This is a genomic window from Streptomyces sp. NPDC059037 (assembly GCF_042740015.1).
Classification (GTDB): domain Bacteria; phylum Actinomycetota; class Actinomycetes; order Streptomycetales; family Streptomycetaceae; genus Streptomyces.
The window spans coordinates 1-16,651 of sequence record NZ_JBHYIG010000222.1; the positions used below are offsets into that span (position 1 = coordinate 1).

At 71.6% G+C, this 16,651-nt stretch carries 14 protein-coding genes and 2 pseudogenes; 10 read left to right on the forward strand and 6 right to left on the reverse strand.

Annotated elements, in window-relative coordinates; translation table 11 throughout:
* Positions 1 to 121: 121 nt before the first annotated feature.
* On the reverse strand, positions 122 to 2,083 hold the full coding sequence (locus tag ACFWY6_RS33535) for a M13 family metallopeptidase (RefSeq protein ID WP_384698555.1): 1,962 nt from the start codon (positions 2,081 to 2,083) through the stop codon (positions 122 to 124).
* 169 nt (positions 2,084 to 2,252) lie between these two features.
* Between ACFWY6_RS33535 and ACFWY6_RS33540 the strand changes: the two genes are divergently transcribed.
* Positions 2,253 to 3,398, forward strand: a complete 1,146-nt coding sequence (locus ACFWY6_RS33540) for a S1 family peptidase (RefSeq protein WP_384698558.1) — start codon at positions 2,253 to 2,255, stop codon at positions 3,396 to 3,398.
* 185 nt (positions 3,399 to 3,583) lie between these two features.
* Positions 3,584 to 4,567, forward strand: a complete 984-nt coding sequence (locus ACFWY6_RS33545; protein ID WP_384698560.1) for a DUF3048 domain-containing protein — start codon at positions 3,584 to 3,586, stop codon at positions 4,565 to 4,567.
* Here ACFWY6_RS33545 and ACFWY6_RS33550 read toward each other — a convergent pair.
* Positions 4,564 to 5,010, reverse strand: a pseudogene (locus ACFWY6_RS33550) (lysine transporter LysE); the annotation flags it as partial. The gene ACFWY6_RS33545 and the pseudogene ACFWY6_RS33550 sit on opposite strands and share 4 nt — an antisense overlap.
* 111 nt (positions 5,011 to 5,121) lie before the next feature.
* Complete coding sequence (locus ACFWY6_RS33555) at positions 5,122 to 5,550, reverse strand: SAM-dependent methyltransferase (protein WP_384698564.1); 429 nt, start codon at positions 5,548 to 5,550, stop codon at positions 5,122 to 5,124.
* Positions 5,551 to 5,713: 163 nt separating this feature from the next.
* On the opposite strand from ACFWY6_RS33555, the gene ACFWY6_RS33560 reads away from it, so the two are divergent.
* Positions 5,714 to 6,337: an LPXTG cell wall anchor domain-containing protein gene (locus ACFWY6_RS33560; RefSeq protein WP_384698567.1), complete on the forward strand. Its 624-nt coding sequence runs from the start codon at positions 5,714 to 5,716 to the stop codon at positions 6,335 to 6,337.
* A 169-nt stretch (positions 6,338 to 6,506) separates the two neighbouring features.
* Here the strand turns inward: ACFWY6_RS33560 and ACFWY6_RS33565 are convergent, their stop codons facing one another.
* Positions 6,507 to 8,735 (reverse strand): MMPL family transporter, encoded by a 2,229-nt coding sequence (locus ACFWY6_RS33565; RefSeq protein WP_384698570.1) that lies wholly within the window; start codon positions 8,733 to 8,735, stop codon positions 6,507 to 6,509.
* 369 nt (positions 8,736 to 9,104) lie between these two features.
* Between ACFWY6_RS33565 and ACFWY6_RS33570 the strand changes: the two genes are divergently transcribed.
* Positions 9,105 to 10,289 carry a hypothetical protein gene (locus tag ACFWY6_RS33570; protein ID WP_384698573.1) on the forward strand — a complete coding sequence of 395 codons (1,185 nt, stop codon included), beginning with the start codon at positions 9,105 to 9,107 and terminating at the stop codon, positions 10,287 to 10,289.
* 179 nt (positions 10,290 to 10,468) lie between these two features.
* Complete coding sequence (locus tag ACFWY6_RS33575; protein WP_384698576.1) at positions 10,469 to 11,554, forward strand: tetratricopeptide repeat protein; 1,086 nt, start codon at positions 10,469 to 10,471, stop codon at positions 11,552 to 11,554.
* On the opposite strand, the gene ACFWY6_RS33580 is transcribed toward ACFWY6_RS33575, so the two are convergent.
* Positions 11,532 to 11,966 carry a PPOX class F420-dependent oxidoreductase gene (locus ACFWY6_RS33580; protein WP_384698591.1) on the reverse strand — a complete coding sequence of 145 codons (435 nt, stop codon included), beginning with the start codon at positions 11,964 to 11,966 and terminating at the stop codon, positions 11,532 to 11,534. The two genes, ACFWY6_RS33575 and ACFWY6_RS33580, sit on opposite strands and share 23 nt — an antisense overlap.
* 133 nt (positions 11,967 to 12,099) lie before the next feature.
* Here ACFWY6_RS33580 and ACFWY6_RS33585 point away from each other — a divergent pair, with 133 nt between their 5' ends.
* Positions 12,100 to 12,522, forward strand: a complete 423-nt coding sequence (locus ACFWY6_RS33585) for a DUF4345 domain-containing protein (RefSeq protein ID WP_384698579.1) — start codon at positions 12,100 to 12,102, stop codon at positions 12,520 to 12,522.
* Here the strand turns inward: ACFWY6_RS33585 and ACFWY6_RS33590 are convergent.
* The gene (locus ACFWY6_RS33590) at positions 12,494 to 12,850 is read right to left on the reverse strand and encodes an iron chaperone (protein ID WP_384698582.1); all 357 of its coding nucleotides are present in this window, start codon (positions 12,848 to 12,850) and stop codon (positions 12,494 to 12,496) included. The two genes, ACFWY6_RS33585 and ACFWY6_RS33590, sit on opposite strands and share 29 nt — an antisense overlap.
* Before the next feature lie 127 nt (positions 12,851 to 12,977).
* On the opposite strand from ACFWY6_RS33590, the gene ACFWY6_RS33595 reads away from it, so the two are divergent.
* From ACFWY6_RS33595 to ACFWY6_RS33610, 4 genes and pseudogenes are all read left to right on the forward strand, one after another.
* Positions 12,978 to 14,243, forward strand: a complete 1,266-nt coding sequence (locus tag ACFWY6_RS33595; RefSeq protein ID WP_384698585.1) for an aminotransferase class I/II-fold pyridoxal phosphate-dependent enzyme — start codon at positions 12,978 to 12,980, stop codon at positions 14,241 to 14,243.
* A 180-nt stretch (positions 14,244 to 14,423) separates the two neighbouring features.
* A pseudogene (locus ACFWY6_RS33600) lies at positions 14,424 to 14,825 on the forward strand (Fur family transcriptional regulator); the annotation flags it as partial.
* A 90-nt stretch (positions 14,826 to 14,915) separates the two neighbouring features.
* Positions 14,916 to 15,398, forward strand: coding sequence for a GNAT family N-acetyltransferase (locus tag ACFWY6_RS33605; protein WP_384698594.1), 483 nt, complete (start codon positions 14,916 to 14,918; stop codon positions 15,396 to 15,398).
* 151 nt (positions 15,399 to 15,549) lie between these two features.
* On the forward strand, positions 15,550 to 16,651 hold a 1,102-nt coding region (locus tag ACFWY6_RS33610), incomplete at its 3' end, for an MFS transporter (protein WP_384698589.1).

Below are 16,651 nucleotides of genomic sequence, written 5' to 3' on the forward strand. Positions count from 1 at the left end.
CCACCGTGCCGTGACCGAGCCGGTACGACTTCAGCTTCAACTCCACGGGGCCACCGGGGAATTGAACCCGGGTGACGGCCGCGGCAAGCCACCCCCGGCCGACACCCTGGTTCAACCGGATTCACCAGATGCGTACGCGCTCCGCGTGGTCCAGCCAGAGCCCGTCGCCGTCCGCCGTCCCGAACGCCTCGTGGAACTCGTCGAGGTTGCGGACGATGTTGGCCCGGAACTCCGGCGGCGAGTGCGGGTCGATGGTGAGGTACTGCTGCTCCTGCTCCTTGCGGCGCTTGGTGCGCCAGCAGTAGGCCCAGTTCATGAAGAGCCGCTGGGAGCCGGTCGTGCCGTCGATCGTAGGCATCGGGCCGCCGTCGAGCGCGATCTTGTACGCCGTGTGGCCGATGGTCAGGCCGCCCAGGTCGCCGATGTTCTCGCCGACCGTCAGGGAGCCGTTGACGAACTCGCCGGGCAGATTGCGGGGCGAGAAGCCGTCGTACTGCTTGACCAGCGCCTTCGACTTGGCCTCGAAGGCGGTCTTGTCGTCGGCGGTCCACCAGTCGTTGAGGTTGCCCGCGCCGTCGTACTGCGCGCCCTGGTCGTCGAAGCCGTGGCCGATCTCGTGGCCGATGACCGAGCCGATGCCGCCGTAGTTCTCGGCGGGGTCGGCGTCGGGCGAGAAGAACGGCTTCTGCAGGATGCCCGCGGGGAAGCAGATCTCGTTGGTGCCCGGGTTGTAGTACGCGTTGACCGTCTGCGGCAGCATGAACCACTCGTCGCGGTCGACGGGCGCGCCGATCTTGGCGAGCTGCCGGTCGGACTCGAAGGCGGCCGCCGCGTGCGCGTTGCCGAGCAGGTCGTCGGCAACGACCGCGAGAGCCGAGTAGTCGCGGAAGGTGTCCGGGTAGCCGATCTTGGGGCGGAACGTGGCGAGCTTCTCGTACGCGCGCTCCTTCGTCTCGTCCGTCATCCAGTCAAGGCGGGCGATCGACTGGCGGTAGGCCTCAAGGAGGTTGGCGACGAGGTCGTCCATCATCGCCTTGGAGGACGGCGGGAAGTGCCGGGCCACGTACTCCTTGCCGACGGCCTCGCCGATGGAGCCCTCGACGAACGCGACGGCCCGCTTCCACCGGGCGCGCAGCTCCGGGGTGCCGTTGAGGGTGCGGCCGTAGAACTCGAAGTTGTTCTGGACGAAGTCGTCCGTGAGGTACGGCGCGCTGCTGCTCAGCACCCGGGTCAGCACCCAGTCCCGCCACTGCTCGATCGGCACCTCGTCAAGGACCGCGGACAGGTGACGGAAGTAGGACGGCTGACGGACGCACGTCTCGGCGATGGCGGCGTCCGAGCCGCCGAGCCCCTCGGCATAGGCGCGCCAGTCGAAGTGCGGTGCCAGAGTGATCAGTTCGTGCAGAGCGAGGAGGTTGTACGTCTTCTGTACGTCGCGGGTCTCGGCCCGCTCCCAGTGGCCGGCGGCCAGCCGGGTCTCCAGGGCGAGGACCGTCTGTGCGGCCTCGGCGGGCGAGGCGTGCCGCCCGAGGGTGAGCAGTTCGGTGAGGTGGGCGACGTACTTCTCGCGGATGTCGGCGAACTTGTCGTCGCGGTAGTACGACTCGTCGGGCAGGCCGATGCCGCCCTGGAGGATGTTGAAGAGGTAGCGGTCGGAGTCGCGGTCGTCCGTGTCGATGTACGAGCCGAAGAGGCCGGAGCCGCCCACGCGCTCGAAGCGGCCGAGGAACGCCGCCAGTTCCCGGGTGTCCCGCAGGCCCGCGACCTCGTCGATCAGGGGCTGCACCGGGGCGAGCCCACGGGCGGCGATGGCCTCCTCGTCCATGAAGGAGGCGTACAGCGTGGCGATCTTGTGGGCGTCCTCGGAGCCGGCGCCGTCCGATGCGGCGGACGCCAGCTCCTGGATGATCACCTTCACTTGTTCCTCGGCCGTGTCGACCAGCTGCACGAAGGGGCCCCAGCTGGAGCGATCATCGGGGATCGGCTCGTTCTCCAGCCAGTGACCGTTGACATGGCCGAACAGGTCGTCCTGCGGCCGGATCTCAGGGTTCATGCCCGCGCGGGCGTCATCCAGCATGCTCATTCACGCACCCTACGCGGACTACGGGCCCCGGCACGATCGGCTTCCGTGACGCGAGTTGGTATGGACATGACCGCCGAGCCCCTCCTACACTCCGCCTGAACTCATCGTGAGAGCGCTCTCTTCACCCTGTTCCTCCCCCACCCCGTTGGAACGACAGAAGGGCACCACCGTGAGACGCAGAACCGCGGCCCGCGCCGGCCTCTCCTCCTTACTCCTGATCGGCTCGTGGGCGGGCATCGCGCTCGCACCCGCCGCCGACGCCGCGCCTGGGCCCGCCGCCGCCCCCGCGTCGGCAGGCATGCTCACCGCACTGCAGGACGACCTCGGCCTCACGCCGGGCCAGGCGCGCGAGCGCCTCGCCGACGAGAAGGCCGCCATCGCCGTCGACCGCACGGCGCGGCGCACCGCCGGATCGACGTACGGCGGCTCCTGGTACGACGCCGGCACCGGCAAGCTGACCGTCGCGACCACCAGCGCCCGGAAGGCGTCGGCCCTGCGGGAGACCGGCGCGGCCGTCCGCATCGTCCGCCACGGCGCGACGGAGCTGGACGCCGCCAAGCAACGGATCGACAAGCTGTCCGCGCCCTCCGGGGTCAGCAGCTGGCACGTCGCGCCCCAGAGCAACAAGGTCGTCGTGAACGTCGTCGCCGCTCAAAAGGACGACAACGATGTCCGGCGCTTCGTCGACAAGGCCCGCCGTGCAGGCCCGGTCCAGGTCGAGACGGTCGGCGCCGCGCCGACCACCTTCGCCGCAGGGACCGTGGGCGGCGACCCCTATTACACGGGCAACGTCCGCTGTTCGATCGGCTTCTCGGTGCACGGCGGCTTCGTCACCGCGGGCCACTGCGGGCAGGCCGGGGCCGCGGTGCGCGGCTGGGACGGCTCGGCCATCGGCAGCTTCCAGGGCTCCTCCTTCCCCGGCGACGACTACGCGTACGTCAGCGTCGGCAACGGCTGGTGGACCGTCCCTGTGGTGCTCGGCTGGGGCACCGTCCCCGACCAGTTGGTGCGCGGTTCGGCCGAAGCGCCGGTGGGCGCGTCGGTCTGCCGCTCCGGTTCCACCACGCACTGGCACTGCGGCACCGTCCTGGCGAAGAACGAGACCGTCAACTACAGCCAGGGCGCCGTCCACCAGATGACCAAGACCAGCGTCTGCGCCGAACCGGGCGACTCCGGCGGCTCGTTCATCAGCGGCGACCAGGCCCAGGGCGTCACATCGGGCGGCTGGGGCAACTGCGGCGGCGGGGGCGAGACCTGGCACCAGCCGGTCAACGAGATCCTGTCGCGGTACGGGCTCACCCTGCACACCGCCTGACGGTGCGGGACCGCGCCGGGCTCGCGGGAGGGTCCGGCGCGTACACCCCCTCGGTGAGTCCTGACGGCTGGATGGCCCCAACCGGGTTCACCGCGGCCGCCCCGGAGGAAGGACTGCGGCTGCCCCATCCACGTACGTACGACAGGTCCGCGGACCCCCGGTTCACGGACGGACGGAGATCCGCGATGACAGCACGGTCGGCCGGGATCCGGCGCCGCACCCGCATCGGCACGAGACTCCTCGCGATGGTCGCCGTGGGCGCGCTCGGCCTGGGCGCCGTACACCAGAGCGCCTCGGCCGACGGCAAGGCCGCGCCGCGCGCCCGGTCGCCGTTCACCGGCCTTGCGGCACGTCAGGGCCCGGTGCTCGCGGTGAAGTTCGACAACGCGCGGTCGGCGCGGCCGCACACCGGTATCGCGCAGGCGGACATCGTCTACGTGGAGAAGGTCGAGGGCGGCGTGAGCCGGCTGATGGGCGTGTACTCGAGCCGCCTCCCCAAGACCCTCGGTCCGGTGCGCAGCGCCCGGGAGTCCGACGTCGAGCTGCTGCGGCAGTTCGGCCGCCCGGCGCTCGCGTACTCGGGGGTGCGCAGCTCGCTCACCAAGATGCTCCGGGAGTCACCGCTGCACACCCGCCCGCACGCCCGCATCCCCGGCGCCTACTTCCGCAGCGCCCGCCGCCCCGCCCCGCACGACCTGTTCGTACGCCCCAAGTCCGTGCTCAGCTCGGCTCCCAAGGCCAGCCTGCCCACCGACATCGGCTTCCGCTTCGGCCCTGCTCCGGCCGGCGGCTCCCCCGCCAAGAAGCGCACCGTCCGCTACTCATCGGCGAGCCACACCTTCCGCTGGTCCCACAGGCAGGGCCGCTGGCTTGCGTCCTTCGACGGGGTCCCGGCCCGCACCACCTCGGGGGCGCGGCTCGGCGCGAAGACGATCGTCATCCAGTACGTGGGCATGCCGCCGTCGCGCTACAAGGACGTCACCGGCGCGGCGACCCCGTACATCAAGACGGTAGGCAGCGGACGCGCCACGGTCCTGCGCAACGGCAAGGCATACAGGACGCGTTGGGAGCGCTCGAAGGCCACCGGCGGTACGTCCTTCACGCGTCCCGACGGCTCCCGGATGCCGTTCGCCCGCGGCCAGGTCTGGATGGTGTACGCGGGCCGCTAACCGCTCATGAGCGGGTGGACGGCGAGCGCGCCGGTCACGGCACTGGCCGCGAGCGCCGTCCACAGCCTCCCCCGGCCGCCGGTCAACGCCCGGCCGGGGAGTGCTCCGCCGCCCGCGAGCAGCAGCTGCCGGCTCGCGGACGCGACGAAGGCGGCGAGCACGGACGCGGTCTGCGCCGGCCGGTCGAGGGCGGTGTCGGTCCTGCTGCCGAGGACGAGCGCGGCGAAGCAGACGACGGTGACGGGGTTCAGGAGCGTGATCCCGACCAGGCTCAGATAGGCCCGCGCGGGACTGATGGGTGCCGGGGTGGGCCCGGCCCCGTCCGCCGACCGCCGCGCGCGGTGCTGCCGTACCGCCTTCGCACCGCCGTGCACCGCGAGCGCGATCAGCACGACGGCCGAGGCCCAGCGCAGCGGATCCATGACCGGTTCGAGTACGCGGGCCTCCACGGGCATCCGAGCTGCTGCTGACCGTGCCCCGGGCGGGCGGTGGCGGACAGCGGCAGGGCGGCGGTTCTCGCGATCGCGGGCGGCGCACCCCAGGTGTCCGGCTGATCACCTCGGGACAGGCAGCTCCCTCAGCGGGTCTCCTCCGTCGATGAAGAGCCGCCCCGTGGGGGTCAGCGCGGCGGCGATGCGGGTCAGGGCGCGGGCGCCCGCTTCCGGGTGGCGGCCGTCCAGCGCACCGACCCTGAACGCGAAGACGAGGTCGAAGGGACCCTCGCCGGGCTCCGGGACGAAGTGCTCGGCGGCGCACCGGCGTACGGCGAGCCGGCCGGACGCGATCTCCGCCGCGCAGGCGATCCGCGCCTGGGCCACCGCCGCGGCGGACCTGTCGATCGCCAGGATGTGCCCGGTGTCCAGCCGTGCCGCCACGGCCCGCGCGGCGGCACCGGGCCCGCAGCCGATCTCCAGGACCCGCAGCTGTGGTTCGAGGGGGAGCGCGTCGACGGCCTCGGCGAGGCGTTGCGAGAGCTGTGCCATGCGTCGACAGTACGCACGGAACGGCGGCAGGAAGACGCCTGCGGTCCCTCGGACAACGGGGTGATCCGGTGCCCTTCGCACGGCGTGCCCCGCCGACCGCCGGCACCCCACGTCCGATAGTCACACCAGCGCAACGAGGCGAAGAGCATGGAGTGATGTGTCAATGAAGATCCGTATGAGGCACCTGGCCGTTTCCGGCTGCCTGGCCGTGCTGGCCACCACGGGAAGCCTGACGGCAGCAGCAGCCGAGGACGGGACGTCAGCGGCCGGGTCGGCCCTGCATCACACCGGCCAGTGGCAGCCGCCAGGGAAGCAGGTCCGCGACGAATCCCCGCACGGGTACGGGGACGGGCAACTGCCGGGCCACGGACACAAGGGGACCCCGGGGCCGCGCCCCTCGGGCGCGCCTTCGCAGCCGAACACGGGCCACGGGGGCGAAGCCCCGCACACGCCCTCCGCACCGACACACACGTCCACATCCAAGCCCACGCCCAAGCCGAGCTCGACGTCGTCGGTGGGCGCGCCCGTCACTCCCCCCGCGGAGACCCCGACTCCGATGCCGCCCCACGGCCCGATGCCCTCGATGTCGGACAACGGTGTACCCACGCAGCCGACGACGACGCCCGCCACCAGCACCCCCTCCGCCTCCCCCGCCACGCGCCCGCGCCCGCCCGAGCTGGCGGAGACCGGCGACACCAGCCTGTGGATGCTCGCCGCCGTCGCGGTCGCGGCCCTGGCCGCCGGAGCAGGCTGCCTCGTGCTCGGCCGCCGCCGGGCAGGCCGCTGACGCCCGACCCCCCGACAGGCGGGGGGCGGGGCGGCGGGGGCGGGCGCCCTGGGGGCGCGCGCCCCGCGGGCGGCGGGGCGCCCCCCCCCCCCCACCCGCGCCCCCCCCCGGGTCCCGTTACCGGCACCCGGGGCTGACTGAGGGAGGCTCCTCACGGAGCGTCAGGTGCTCAGCCGCGTACGGACTCCAGCTCCCTGTCGCGGTCGGCGTGCGACGCCGACGGGACGTCGCCCAGCTGCTTGTGCAGCTTCTCGCCCTCCACGTCGACGTTCGGAAGCAGCCGGTCGAGCCACTTCGGCAGCCACCACGCCGACTTGCCCAGGAGGGCGAGGACGGCGGGGACGATCGCCATGCGGACGACGAAGGCGTCGAAGAGGACGGCGATCGCCAGGCCGAAGCCCATCATCTTGATCATGTCGTCGTTCTCCATGATGAAGCCGGAGAAGACGCTGATCATGATGACCGCGGCGGCGGCGACCACGCGCCCGCCGTGGGTGAAGCCGGTGACGACGGCCTCGCCCGGCCGCGCCCCGTGGACGTACGCCTCACGCATCCGCGTCACGAGGAAGACCTCGTAGTCCATCGCGAGACCGAAGACCACGCCGATCATGAAGATCGGCATCATGCTCATGATCGGGCCCGGCTGGTCCACGCCGACGATGTCCGCCAGCCAGCCCCACTGGAAGACCGCGACGACTGCGCCGAGGGCGGCGGCCACCGAGAGGAGGAAGCCGAGTGCCGCCTTGAGCGGTACGAGGACCGAGCGGAAGACCAGCATCAGGAGCAGGAAGGCCAGGCCGACGACGAGGCCCAGGTAGGGAAGCAGCGCGTCGTCCAGGGTCTGCGAGAAGTCGATGGTCATGGCGGTCGCGCCGGTGACCAGGACCTCGGATCCCGTCTTGTCCCCGAGTCCGTCGACGGCCGAGCGGATTTCCTTGACCGCTTCCTCCGTCTTGTGGTCGCTCGGACCGGTCTTCGGTACGACGTTGAAGATCGCGGTGTCGTCGCTCTTGTTGGCCTGCGCGGGCGCCACGGCCGCGACGCCGTCGATCTTGGCGATCTCCTTGCCGACCGTGTCGGCCGCCGCGGCGGCGCCCGCACCCTTGTCCTTGTCGACGGTGACCATCAGCGGGCCGTTGAAGCCCGCACCGAAGGAGTCCGACAGGATGTCGTACGCCTTGCGCTGCGTGGTGTCCGGGGCGGACGTGCCCTCGTCCGGAAGGCCGAGCTCCAGGCTCGCCATCGGGACGGCGGCGGTTCCCAGGCCGACCACGGCGAGCAGCAGCACCGGCAGCGGGCGGCGCAGTACGAAGCGCGCCCAGCGGGTGCCCAGCTTCGGCTTGGCGTTCGGGTCCTGCAGCTCGGCCGGGGACTTCTTGCGGTCCTTGCGGCGCAGCACCTTCTTGCCCGCGAAGCCGAGCAGCGCGGGGATCATGGTGAGGGCGATGAGGACGGCGATGGCGACGGTGCCCGCCGCGGCCAGACCCATCTTGGTGAGGATCGGGATGTTGACGATCGCCAGGCCGGAGAGCGCGACGATGACGGTGAGTCCGGCGAACACCACGGCGGAACCGGCGGTGCCCGTGGCGCGGCCCGCGGCGTCCTCCGGCTCGCGGCCGTCGGCTATCTCCGCCCGGTAGCGGGAGACGATGAAGAGGGCGTAGTCGATGCCGACCGCGAGGCCGATCATCATCGCCAGCGTCGACGTGGTGGCCGATAGGTCCAGGAGGCTGCCGAGCGCGGCGATGCCGGAGACCCCGATGCCCACGCCGATGATGGCGGTGAGCAGCGGCATGCCGGCGGCGATCATCGAGCCGAAGGTGATGATCAGGACGACCGCGGAGACCGCGATGCCGATGAGTTCGGCGGAGCCGCCCATCTCCTGCTCGGCCATGACCGCGTCACCGCCGGTCTCGACGGTGTAGCCCGTCTTGCGGGTGTCGTCGGTGGCCTTGGTCAGCGCGTCGCGCGCCTTGTCGGTGAGCTCCTGTGCGTTGACCTTGTACGTGACGGACGCGTACGCGGTGGTGCCGTCCTTGCTGACCGCCTTCGCCTTGTACGGGTCGGCGACCTCGGAGACCTGCGGACCTGCGCCCAGCGTCTTGACCAGCTTCTCGACGTCGGCCTTGGGGCCGGACTCGGTCAGCTTCTCGCCCTCGGGGGCCCGGATGACGACGCGGGCCGTGGCGCCCTCCGCGCTGGCCGCGGGGAACTTCTCGTCGAGGAGGTCGAAGGCCTTCTGGGACTCCGTTCCCGGCATGGAGAAGGAGTCTTCGGGCGGTGCGGGTGCCGCGGACGAGGAGAAGATGACGCCGGCCAGCAGCGCCACCCACATCAGTGCCACATAGCGGCGTCGCCGGAAGGCGAGGCGGCCTAGTTTGTAGAGGAACGTAGCCACGGCGAAAGGGACCCCCGTCGGGATTGTCAGGCAGGGTGGCTGTGCCCGGCGTCACATCGGTGCACGTCAGGGCGGTCAGCAGGTTCCCCTCTAATATCCGGTCCGGATCGGGCGGGGAAGTCCGACTCAGAGCCGGACTATCGGCCCACGGTCGCTGTAGTGCTCCATACACAGGGTCATCCTCGGGGAGGAGATGTGATCGCCTCGTGTAGGACCCCCGGAGAAGCCCGCCGTGCCGGAAGCCTTGACTCCGCACCCTTGGCCGGTGGTTCTGGCCTGAACAACTCGCTCTCATACCAGGCCAATAGAGGCGATAAGGTTGCGAGTCAGCTCTCAGATAGTTGTCATACCCATCCAGGAGAACCTTTCGTGACTCTCGTCATTGCGCCGTCCGACGCAGCCGACACGTCCACCGACACCGCGGCGGCCGCCGCGGCCGCCCCGTCGGCCGACGTGCCCGACCCGGTGGCCCGGGACGCCCGCGAGTTCGGGGCCTACGCACGGACCGGCGGCTGGGCCTTCGCCCTGAAGGTCGCGCGCAGTGTGCGGCCCGGCGGACAGAGCCCGCAGGAGCAGGCCGCCGACGAGACGCCGAAGGTCTCGGCGAAGGAGTTCAGCGAGCTGGCCGGCTGCTCGGCCGACCGCGTCATGCGCTACTACAAGGCGTGGGACAAGGCGGCCGACGACGGTCTCGTCCCGCACTTCGAGACGCTCACGCCCGGCGTGGACATCGAACTTCCGGACGCCGACGCCTGGTTGACGTACTACACGTCCCGCTCCAGCGCCCTCACCCCGCGCGGCAACGCGATCACGGAGGCCGCCGAGGCCGAGGGCATCCGCCCCACCAAGGCGCTGGAGGTGGCCGAGAACCCGACGGCGCTCAGGGCCGCGATCCTCGCCGACCCCGGCACCGCCGAGGCGGCGCGGAAGGCGCTGATGGACCGGCTCGACGAGGACCCGGCGCTGCGTACGGAGCTCGTCCGCGACATCGTCCGCGCCGACGACCTGAAGAAGGCGGTCGCGGCCGAGGCCAAGGCCGGCGACCGGGTCGACTACGTACGCCAGATCGTCGACAAGGGACAGGTCAAGACCCCCGCGGGCCAGCTCATCGACGCGCCCGCCGAGCTGAAGGAGGAGGCCGAGCGGCATCTGTCCCTCATCGACGAGCTGGACGACGGCGAGGACTCCGGCGAGTGGGCCCGCGAGGCGTACGACACCGTGAAGGACCTGGTCGCGCAGACCGTCCAGAGCGATCCGCAGCTGCGGGTCCAGGAGCGCCGCGCGAAGTTCTACAGCAGCCTGCAGAAGGCGACGAAGGTCTTCGAGGAGCTGACCTTCGACGACGCCGAGGTCGACGACATCTACGAGGACGACATGCTGCTGCGCCTCGAAGAGCTGCAGCAGTCGATCGCCGCGTGCATCTCGGCCCTCCAGGCCGCGACGGCGGGCTCGGCCGCCGCCGGTGCCGCCACTGTCGCCGCCGACGCCGTTGCCGTCTTCGACGACATGCCCGCCTTCGATGCCACGCCGGACACCGCGCAGGACGCCGGCTGACGACCGCGGACCCCCACTCCCCCGTACGTCCCGATGATGACCATGGGCCCCACCCGTAGCCCTGGAGTCGTACGGAATGACCCATACGCGGAGGGATTCGCCGCACCGCGCACCGCCCGTAGCTTCTTGATCAACGTACGGAGACCGGCGTACGGAGTTGATCGAGAGGTCATGGATCTATGCACGGCAAGGCATTCGCGCCCGAGTACCAGGGGGAACTGGGCTCGGCGCTTGGAGTGAACTCCTCCTACGAGGAGGTGCACGCGGCGGCGGGCCGCGCCCTCTCCCATGCGGACACCGCACTGGAGAGGGCGCGCGCCGCACTCGCCCTCGCCGAGGCGGGGCGGCGGCTCGGCCGGGTGGACGAGGCACGCGCCGCCTGGCGGGAGAGTTACCGCAGCGCACGTGCGGCGGGGGACGCCGGCGCCATGGCCTGGGCGCTGTGGAGCGGCGGCACGCTCGCCCGCCAGTGCGGGCAACTGCGGCTCGCCCGGCGGCTGTTGGCCTGGGGGGTCACGCTCGCGGCCGACAGCGGGGAACGGCTCGCCCATGGCTATGCGCTGGCCGGGCTCGCCGAGACGGGACGTATCCAGGGCGATTACGCGGCCGTCGCGGCGCTGCACGAGCAGTTGCTCGAACAGGGCCGGGCGCACGGCGAGGCGCGGCACATGGTGTGGGCGATGTCCGGCATAGCGCAGATGCGGCGCAACGCCGGCGACCATGCCGAGGCCCTCGAACTGTTCACCGAGTGCGTCCGGATCGCGACCGACGCGCAGGACGCGCGGGGGCGGGCCTGGTCGCTGCGCGGGGTCGCCGACGTCCTGTCGCTGCGCGGCGAGACGGAGCGGGCCCTTGAACTCCTGTCGGAGGCCGAGGTCATCTGCCGCGCCATGGATCTGGCGAGCGCGCTCGCCTACAACCACAAGATGCGGGGCAACGTCCTGTACCGGGACGGGAGTTACGGGGCGGCGCGCGAGACGTACGCCGTCGCCCTTGAGGAGTTCCGTGCCATGCGGGAGCCGCGCGGCGTCGCCCTTTCCCGGCTCGGCCTGGTGAAGTCACGCGCCCGGCTCGGCCGCGACCGGGCCGAGACGCTGACCGAACTCGCCGAGCTGGAGCGGGACTTCACCCGGATCGGGCTGCGGCAGGCGCACGAGATGGCCGTCGCCTTCCGGTCGGAGATCGACGCGGAGGCAGGTACGGACGCGGGTACGGAGGCGAGTGCGGAAGGGCGTGCCGAGCTCAGCTCGGCGACGCGTCGCTGACGCCCGTGCCATCGGTGGCGTCGGTGCCGTCCGTGAGCGTGATGCGGATCCCCACCGTCCCGTCGAGGCCGCGCCGGAGCCTGCTGCCGAGCAGGGTCAGCCTGCCGATCAGGCCGTACTTGCGGGTGATGAGGGTGCGGTAGCGGGCCGTCTGCGCGGGGTCGCAGATCTCGGCGGTGGCGGGGATCTGATCGCCGGTGGGATTGCCCCGCGCATCGCAGGGGCCGACCAGGACGTCGGCGCGGTTGCGGATCCGCTTGACCTTCCAGGAGTCCGCGACCGTCCAGACGCCAAGGGCGGTGCCGTCCCGCACCACCCAGACGGGGGTCGGCACCAGGGTTCCGTTCTTGCGGTAGCTGGTGACCAGCAGATACTTCCCCGCACCGAGCCGCCGCGCCGTCGCCTCGTCCATGTCCCCGCTCCAGAGCTCTGTGTCGATGCCGGCCCCGCCGCGCACCGACGTCGGGTGCGCGATCTTACGCATGTCTACTATCTGTTCGAGGCATGGTGGACGTGCCTACTGGCGGTTGGGGGGATGGTTGATCATGGCCAGAGCGAAGGTGCTCCGCGGGCTCGTCCTCGCGATGGGTTACGCGTGTGTGGCGATCGGGCTCTTTCACGTGCTGCTCGGGAACGCCTCGATCCCGGGCGCGGAATCGGCCGGTGCGACGATCGACAGCCTCGGGCGGTTCTTCGGCGCGATCTTCGCGGGATACGGCCTCGCCTGGCTCTGGGCGGCCCGCCAGTCGCCGATCCCCGCGGCGGCGGTGCGGGTACTGACCGGAGTGTTCCTGCTCGGCGCGATCGGGCGGCTGCTCTCGCTGGCCGTGCACGGCTGGCCGCACGGGTTCCAGGTGGCCCTGGCCGTGCTCGAACTGGTGCTGTCCCCGCTGCTCTTCTGGCTCGCGGACGCCGAGGAGAAGGCGCTCCGCGGCCGGGTCACGCAGGCAGTGCCGCAGTCGCCCTGAGCAGATCCCGCACCAGGTCGAAGTCGATGTTCTCCGCCTTGCGGAACCGCAGGCAGCCCTTGCCCATGTCGTGTCCGGCAAGACGCTCCTCGAAGGCCTCGCGCACCTCGCCGCGCAGGAGGTAGAAGGAGACGTACTGCTTCTGGGCGGCGAAGGCGATCTCGGCGGTGCCGTTGCGCGCGTACGCGGGCATCCCGTACGCCATGACCTCGTCGAAGCCCGGCAGCTCCGCCAGGCAGAGCTGCCGCAGCCGGGTCAGGGCGGGCCTGCGCCCGTCGGAGACCTCGGCGAGGTAGCCGGTCACGTCTTCAGCCGCGCTCTGCACCATTCCCCGAGGGTATGCCGGGACGCCCCGGCGGGCGTGCCCGGTCCTGCCGGTTTGTATCCTCGGCAGGCAGTACGGAAGCCCCCGGCGCCAGTACGGGCCGCGCCACCAGCAGTGAGAGGACACACCCATGACCACCGAGCTGAGCGCCGACGCCCTGAGCGGGCTCCGCGAGCGGGCCCTGCAGGACTATGAGGCCCTTGTCGCCCGCGGGCTCAAGCTCGACCTCACGCGGGGCAAGCCGGCGCCCGAGCAGCTCGACCTCTCCGACGACCTGCTGAGCCTGCCGGGCGGGCGGCACACCGCCGCCGACGGCACGGACGTACGCAACTACGGCGGTCTGCAGGGCCTGCCCGAGCTCCGCGAGATCTTCGCCGGTGTGCTGCAGGTGCCGGCCGGGCAGCTGCTCGCGCTCGGCAACTCCAGCCTTGAGCTGATGCACGACTGCCTGGTGCACGCCCTGCTGAGCGTGCTGCCGGGGGCCGAGTCGCGCTGGGTGGACCAGGAGCGGATCGCTTTCCTGTGTCCGGTGCCCGGCTACGACCGCCACTTCGCGCTCTGCGAGCGGTTCGGGATCGACATGATCCCGGTGCCGATGACGGCCGAAGGACCGGACATGGACGTCGTGGAGCGCCTCGTCGCCGAGGACCCGGCGGTCAAGGGCATCTGGTGCGTCCCGAAGTACAGCAACCCCGACGGTGTCACGTACAGCGACGAGACCGTGGCGCGCCTTGCCCGCATGGAGACCGCCGCGGCCGACTTCCGGATCTTCTGGGACAACGCGTACGCCGCCCACCACCTCACCGACGAGCCCGCCGAGATCGCCGATCTGCTCGCCGCCTGCGCGGACGCGGGCCACGCCGACCGCGCCTTCGTGTTCGGCTCCACCTCGAAGATCACCGCCGCGGGTGCGGGTGTCGCCTTCTTCGGTTCGTCCCCGGCGAACGTGCAGTGGCTGGTCGCCAACAACTCCAAGCGGTCGATCGGCCCCGACAAGATCAACCAGCTGCGGCACGTCCTGTTCCTGCGGGACGCCGACGGTGTGCGGGCCCACATGGAGCGCCAGCGCGCACTGCTCCAGCCGAAGTTCGAGACGGTCGCCCGGATCCTGGACGCCGAGCTCGGCTCGACCGGGCTTGCCCGGTGGACCGACCCCAAGGGCGGCTACTTCGTCACCCTGGAGGTGCCGGACGGCTGCGCGAAGGAGGTCGTGCGCCGTGCCGCCGACGCGGGCATCGTGCTGACCCCGGCCGGCGCCACCCACCCGTACGGTGACGACCCGCGCGACGCCACCATCCGCATCGCGCCCAGCTACCCCGGGCTCACGGAGCTTGAGCAGGCCATCGAGGGGCTGACCGTGTGCGTGCGGCTCGTGGGGTACGAGAAGCAGGCCTGAGCGCTCCGCTGGAATTGCGGTGCTGGATCCTGCGGGCCGGTGAGGGCTGGTCGCGCCCCGCGGCGGAGCCGCAGATAGATGCAGCCCCGCGCCCCTTCGGGGCACGACCCGCGTCGACTTGAAAACCGTGTTCATTTAGCATGGGGGCTCCACCCGGCACCGTTCTGCCAAGGAGCCCCCATGAGCCATGCCCGGACGGCGGCCCCGGCGGCCGCGCGGGTCATCCGCGCCGCCGAGCGGGGTCTGCGCAGGACTCGGCAGCGCACCGCCGTCCTCGAAACGCTCGGCCGGTGCCAGGACTTCGTCTCCGCGCAGGAACTGCACGCCGTACTGGCCGCCTCCGGCAGCACGGTCGGGCTGACCACGGTCTACCGCACGCTGCGTGAGCTGGGCCGTGCCGGACTCGTCGACGTCGTACGCGACGAAGGCGGCGAGCGGCTGTATCTGCAGCGGCCCACGGACGAGCACAGTCACTACCTGATCTGCCGCTGCTGCGGCCGCAGTCAGCCGGTCGACGCCGAGGTCGTCGAGCGGTGGGCCGAGCGCCTCGGCGAGAGCACTGGCTTCGCCGGTCTTGAGCACACCCTCGAACTGAGCGGCGTCTGCGCCGGCTGCCAGGCCGCCGATGAGACGACTCCGTGCCGTCAGGCGCCGGCCAGGGATACTGCGGCCATGAACGCGCGTACGGACGAGTCGCCGGTGTCCCTTTCCGCCCCGGCCTGGGCCCTGCGGGCCGCCGAGCCCACGGACGTCGAGGTGATCGCCGAGCTGCGGGCGGCGGTGATGCGCCCGGATCTGGAGCGGCTCGGCCGCTTCGACGAGCACCGGGTGCGCCAGCGGCTGCGGGACTCCTTCTCGCCCCGGCACACCTCGGTCATCGTCGCCGACGGCGCCTTCGCGGGCTGCGTCACGCTGCGTCCCGCCGATGACGGGCAGTGGCTCGAGCACTTCTATCTCGACCCCGCGCTCCAAGGCCGGGGTCTCGGCTCGGCCGTGCTGCGGACACTGCTCGACCGGACCGACGCCGCCGGCGACCTCGTCCGCCTGAACGTCCTGCAGGGCAGCGCCGCCAGGCGGCTGTACGAACGCCATGGGTTCAGCGTCGAGCAGCAGGACCCGATCGACGTGTACATGGTGCGTCCGCCGGGGGCCTAGCGAAGGCGCGGCTTCCGCTCTCGGCGGCCGCACCGATTGGCCCAAGCCTGCGGCCCGCAAATGGTCCATGGACCGGACCACTCGGCTGCCTAACCTCTTCCCATCAGGACATTTTCCAGACGGCCCAACCGCCGCTGACCTGGGGAGAGTTGTGCCGCATCAGATCCTTCCGCCGGCCGGAGCGCCACGCGTTCTCGCCGTCGCCCAGCTGAGCAACTCACTGGGCGACGGCGCCTACTACGTGACCTCGGCGCTCTACTTCACCCGTGTCGTCGGCCTCTCCCCCACTCAGATCGGGCTCGCGCTCACCATCGCCTGGGCGATCGGTTCCGTCACCGGTGTCCCGCTGGGCGCGCTCGCCGACCGGAAGGGGCCGCGGGGAACGGCCGCGCTGCTCGCCCTGGCCACCAGCGCGTCGGTCGGCTCCTTCCTGTTCATCCGGTCCTTCGTTCCCTTCCTCCTCACCGCCGTCCTGTACGCCGTCGCGCAGTGCGGGCTCGCCGCGGCGCGGCAGGCGCTGCTCGCCGGACTCGTGGAGCCATCGGCGCGTACGGGCGTCCTCGCCCACCTGCAGTCGACGCTCAACGCCGGGCTCGCCGTGGGCGCCGCGCTCGGCGGGCTCGCCCTGCGCCAGGACACGCGCGAGGCGTACCTGGCGGTGTTCGCGCTGGACGCGGCCGGTTTCCTGCTCTGCGCGGTCACGCTGCTGCGGCTGCCCGTGGTGCCGGGCTCCCCGGCCCGTGCGCAGGGCGAGCCGCGCCTCGCGGTGCTCCGGGACCGGCCCTACGCCGTCGTCACCGCGCTCAACGCGGTTCTGCTGCTGCGGATGCCGCTCCTGAGCCTCGCCGTTCCGCTGTGGGTCGTGGAGCGGACCAACGCGCCGAGCTGGCTTGTCTCGGCGCTCTTCGTCCTCAACACCCTTGCGGTGATGGCCTTCCAGGTCCGGATGGCCCGCGATGTCAGCGGACCGCGCACGGCGACCCGCGCGGTGCGGCGCTCCGGCCTGGTCATGCTCGCGTCGTGCGTGGTCTTCGCCTGCTCGGCAGCGGGCCTGCCGGTGTGGGCGACGGTGGCGGTCCTCGTCGTGGGCGCCGTGCTCCAGGTCGTCGCCGAGATGCAGCAGTCCGCGGGCTCCTGGCAGCTCGGCTTCGACCTGGCCCCCGCCCACCAAGTGGGCCAGTACCAGGGCTTCTTCGGCACCGGCGTCCCCGTCGCCCGCACGCTCGGCCCGCTCCTGCTCACCTCGCTCCTGG